Genomic DNA, 4,440 nt, shown 5'->3' with positions numbered 1-4,440 from the left:
AATAATAAGACGACATACAAGATATACATCAGATACATGAATACAAACATCAGATCAAACGATCTTATTTATACTCGCAGCGCGATATTCAGCATGGGCTGCATGGATGTGTCACCTAAGGTTGTTAAAGAAAGCCGCGCATTCTAGCAGAACTTTTCTTCAGGTGAAGGACGCTGTTCGCTTTCATAGCTTAACGGTAGGCTGTTCTGTAAGATTTGCACCCCTTTCCTGTGTCCGAGAGCGCCTCCCTTGCTGCAGAACATTCGTGTCGTCCTGGTCAATACCAGCCACCCCGGCAACATCGGCGGGGCCGCGCGCGCCATGAAAAACATGGGTCTGTCGCGGCTGGTGCTGGTCGAACCGCGGTTGTTTCCGCATCACGAAGCCGATGCTCGCGCTTCCGGTGCCGGTGACATCCTTGAAAACGCGCAAGTCGTCGCCACCCTGGAAGATGCCTTGGTCGGCTGCAATCTGGTGCTCGGCACCAGCGCCCGCGACCGCCGCATTCCGTGGCCGCTGCTGGATCCGCGTGAATGCGGCAGCAAAGTGGTCGAGGAAGCCGGGCAGGGCGCGGAAATCGCTTTGGTGTTCGGTCGTGAAGATTCCGGCCTGACCAATGACGAGCTGCAGCGATGTCACTTTCACGTGCACATCCCCTCTGATCCTGGGTTCAGTTCACTGAATCTTGGGGCAGCGGTGCAGGTGTTGAGCTATGAAGTGCGCATGGCCTGGCTGGCCGCACAAGGTCAGCCGACCAAGATCGAGAAAGAAGAAGTGGCCTCGGTGAAAAGTGCCGAGCTGGCGACCATGGATGAGCTGGAGCGTTTCTATGAGCATCTGGAGCAGACGCTGGTTGCCATCGAATTCCTCGATCCGGAAAAGCCGCGGCACTTGATGGCGCGCCTGCGCCGGTTATACGGACGCAGCTCGGTCAGCCGGGCGGAAATGAACATTTTGCGTGGCATCCTCACGGAAACCCAAAAAGCGGCCCGTGGCGAGCTTCTGAAGCGGAAGGACTAAATGATGTTTGAGCGTTTGCGTGAAGATATCCAAAGCGTATTCCATCGAGACCCGGCGGCGCGTAACGCTTTTGAAGTCCTGACCTGCTATCCCGGCATGCATGCGATCTGGATTCATCGACTCGCGGGAATGCTGTGGCGCAACGAGCTGAAATGGCTGGCGCGGCTGGTGTCGAATTTCGGTCGCTGGTTGACCGGGATCGAGATTCATCCGGGGGCGAAAGTCGGTCGACGCTTCTTTATTGACCACGGCATGGGCATTGTCATTGGCGAAACCGCCGAAATTGGCGATGACGTGACTATTTATCAAGGTGTGACCCTTGGGGGTACCAGCTGGAATAAAGGCAAGCGCCATCCGACGCTGGGTGATGGCGTTGTCGTCGGTGCTGGCGCCAAGGTGCTGGGGCCATTCACTGTCGGTGCTGGTGCCAAGGTCGGTTCCAATGCGGTGGTGACCAAGGAAGTGCCGCCGGGCGCCACGGTCGTGGGGATTCCCGGTCGAATCATCGTCAAATCCGATGAAGAGCAGGATGCCAAGCGCAAGGCCATGGCAGAGAAAATCGGTTTTGATGCCTACGGTGTCAGCGAGGACATGCCTGACCCGGTAGCGCGCGCGATCGGCCAGTTGCTCGATCACCTGCAAGCGGTCGACGGGCGTCTGGAGGGGATGTGCGGTGCGCTGAAGGATCTGGGCAGCAATTACTGTGCGAAAGATCTCCCTGAGCTGCGAGAAGAAGACTTCGCCTGCGTCAAAGGCAAGGATCAAAGCCAGGCCAGTTAAACCGCGCCGATTTCTTCGCGGGCAGGCTCCCTCTCACATTGGAATGAGTTCTCCTGTGGGAGCGAGCCTGCTCGCGTAGAGCGATAACTCGCAATCACTGGCTGTACGCCGCCAGCCTTTGCTATGATGCGCGCGCTCTTTTGCGGGTAAACCCGACTAAAGCACTAGGTCTTATAGTTGACTTAAATGCTCGGGAATTGCATACTCCCGCCCATTCCGAACTCCGTGGTAACTGTCCATGCGACTGACTACAAAAGGCCGATACGCCGTGACCGCCATGCTTGACCTGGCGTTGCACGCGCAGCACGGGCCCGTGTCCCTGGCCGATATCTCCGAGCGCCAAGGCATCTCCCTGTCCTATCTCGAACAGCTTTTCGCCAAGCTGCGCCGCAGTAACCTGGTTTCCAGTGTTCGCGGCCCCGGTGGTGGTTACCAGCTGTCTCGCGACATGCAGGGCATCCAGGTGGCGCAAGTGATCGATGCGGTCAACGAATCGGTCGATGCGACCAAGTGCCAGGGCCAGGGCGATTGCCATTCCGGCGACACCTGCCTGACCCATCATCTGTGGTGCGACTTGAGCCTGCAGATTCACGAATTTCTAAGTGGTATCAGCTTGGCTGATCTTGTGACTCGCCGTGAGGTGCAAGAAGTAGCCCAGCGTCAGGACCAGCGCCGTTGCAACAGCAAGGCGCCACGCCTGGACAAGATTGAAGCGTCCGCCGTCGAATGACAGCCAAAGAGCTAGCGGCACGCCAGCCCTGATTTAGGAGATAGTCCATGAAATTGCCGATTTACCTTGATTACTCTGCGACCACCCCGGTCGATCCGCGCGTTGCGCAAAAAATGAGCGAATGCCTGCTGGTCGACGGAAACTTCGGTAACCCGGCGTCCCGTTCCCACGTGTTCGGCTGGAAAGCTGAAGAGTCCGTCGAAAACGCCCGTCGTCAGGTGGCCGATCTGGTCAATGCCGATCCGCGCGAAATCGTCTGGACTTCCGGTGCCACCGAGTCCGACAACCTGGCAATCAAGGGTGCGGCACATTTCTACGCCTCCAAGGGCAAACACCTGATCACCACCAAGATTGAGCACAAGGCTGTCCTCGACACCATGCGCCAACTGGAGCGTGAAGGTTTCGAAGTGACCTACCTCGAGCCTCAGACTGATGGTCTGATCACCCCGGCAATGATCGAAGCTGCACTGCGCGAAGACACCATCCTGGTGTCGGTCATGCATGTGAACAACGAAATCGGCACCGTCAACGACATCGCCGCCATCGGCGAACTGCTGCGTTCGAAAGGCATCCTGTTCCACGTCGACGCCGCTCAGTCCACTGGCAAGGTCGAGATCGACCTGCAGAAGCTGAAAGTCGACATGATGTCCTTCTCTGCTCACAAAACCTACGGCCCTAAAGGCATCGGCGCGCTGTACGTCAGCCGCAAGCCGCGTGTGCGCATCGAAGCGACCATGCACGGCGGCGGTCACGAGCGTGGCATGCGTTCCGGCACCCTGGCGACTCACCAGATCGTCGGCATGGGTGAAGCATTCCGTGTAGCCAAGGAAGACATGGCTGCCGAAAACGTCCGCATCAAAGCCTTGAGCGACCGTTTCTACAAGCAGGTCGAGCATCTGGAAGAGCTGTACGTCAACGGCAGCCTGACCGCCCGCGTTCCGCACAACCTGAACCTGAGCTTCAACTACGTTGAAGGCGAGTCGCTGATCATGGCACTCAAGGATCTGGCGGTATCGTCCGGTTCGGCGTGCACCTCGGCATCGTTGGAGCCTTCGTACGTATTGCGTGCCCTGGGCCGCAACGACGAACTGGCACACAGCTCGATCCGCTTCACCTTCGGCCGCTTCACCACCGAAGAAGAAATCGATTACGCCGCGCAGAAAGTTTGCGAGGCCGTTACCAAGCTGCGCGCTCTGTCGCCGCTGTGGGACATGTACAAAGACGGCGTCGATATCTCGAAGATCGAGTGGGCGGCACACTCACTATCGAAGCCGCCAGGTACAGATCCTGTAGCGACGCGGCGACTGACGCAGCGCAGTTGCAGGGTCTCAAGAGCGGCCCTGATGAGTGAGGATTGAGAATCATGGCGTACCGCGACCCGGTCATCGACCACTACGAAAACCCGCGCAACGTCGGCAAGATGAACGCGGAAGATCCTGATGTCGGCACCGGCATGGTTGGCGCACCAGCGTGCGGCGACGTGATGCGTCTGCAGATCAAGGTCAACGATCAGGGCGTTATCGAAGACGCCAAGTTCAAGACCTACGGCTGCGGTTCCGCCATCGCCTCCAGCTCCCTCGCCACCGAGTGGATGAAGGGCAAGACTCTGGATGAAGCGGAAACCATCAAGAACACTCAGCTGGCCGAAGAACTGGCCTTGCCGCCAGTGAAAATTCACTGCTCGGTACTCGCTGAAGACGCTATCAAGGCGGCTGTTCGCGATTACAAGCAGAAGAAAGGCTTGATCTAAGCATTGGGCGACGAGTAAGGAGTCAACGATGGCTATCAGCATGACAGAAGCGGCTGCTCGACACGTGCGGCGCTCCCTCGACGGGCGCGGCAAAGGTGAAGGGATTCGTCTGGGTGTTCGCACCACAGGCTGTTCCGGCCTTGCCTACGTGCTGGAGTTT

4 protein-coding genes and 2 pseudogenes are annotated in these 4,440 nt (G+C 58.1%); all 6 read left to right on the top strand.

The annotated features are described in order from the left end of the window. The first annotated feature begins 249 nt into the window (after nucleotides 1-249). Nucleotides 250-1,020 (top strand): tRNA (cytosine(32)/uridine(32)-2'-O)-methyltransferase TrmJ, encoded by a 771-nt coding sequence (trmJ, locus tag ACIONG_RS29860; protein WP_064589075.1) that lies wholly within the window; start codon nucleotides 250-252, stop codon nucleotides 1,018-1,020. A gap of 3 nt (nucleotides 1,021-1,023) precedes the next feature. Next, nucleotides 1,024-1,800, top strand: a complete 777-nt coding sequence (gene cysE, locus ACIONG_RS29855) for a serine O-acetyltransferase (protein ID WP_025109222.1) — start codon at nucleotides 1,024-1,026, stop codon at nucleotides 1,798-1,800. Nucleotides 1,801-2,038: 238 nt separating this feature from the next. Continuing rightward, the gene (iscR, locus tag ACIONG_RS29850) at nucleotides 2,039-2,530 is read left to right on the top strand and encodes a Fe-S cluster assembly transcriptional regulator IscR (protein ID WP_003227911.1); all 492 of its coding nucleotides are present in this window, start codon (nucleotides 2,039-2,041) and stop codon (nucleotides 2,528-2,530) included. 47 nt (nucleotides 2,531-2,577) lie between these two features. Further along, nucleotides 2,578-3,789 (top strand): annotated as a pseudogene (locus ACIONG_RS29845) (IscS subfamily cysteine desulfurase); the annotation flags it as partial. A 104-nt stretch (nucleotides 3,790-3,893) separates the two neighbouring features. Then, nucleotides 3,894-4,280: a Fe-S cluster assembly scaffold IscU gene (gene iscU, locus ACIONG_RS29840; protein ID WP_401304561.1), complete on the top strand. Its 387-nt coding sequence runs from the start codon at nucleotides 3,894-3,896 to the stop codon at nucleotides 4,278-4,280. Nucleotides 4,281-4,308: 28 nt separating this feature from the next. Further along, a pseudogene (gene iscA, locus ACIONG_RS29835) lies at nucleotides 4,309-4,440 on the top strand (iron-sulfur cluster assembly protein IscA); the annotation flags it as partial.

Source organism: Pseudomonas sp. NPDC087817 (genome assembly GCF_044742875.1).
Lineage (GTDB): Bacteria > Pseudomonadota > Gammaproteobacteria > Pseudomonadales > Pseudomonadaceae > Aquipseudomonas.
The sequence above is the reverse complement of the archived record's forward strand: the minus strand, read 5'-3'. Positions and strand labels throughout refer to the sequence as shown.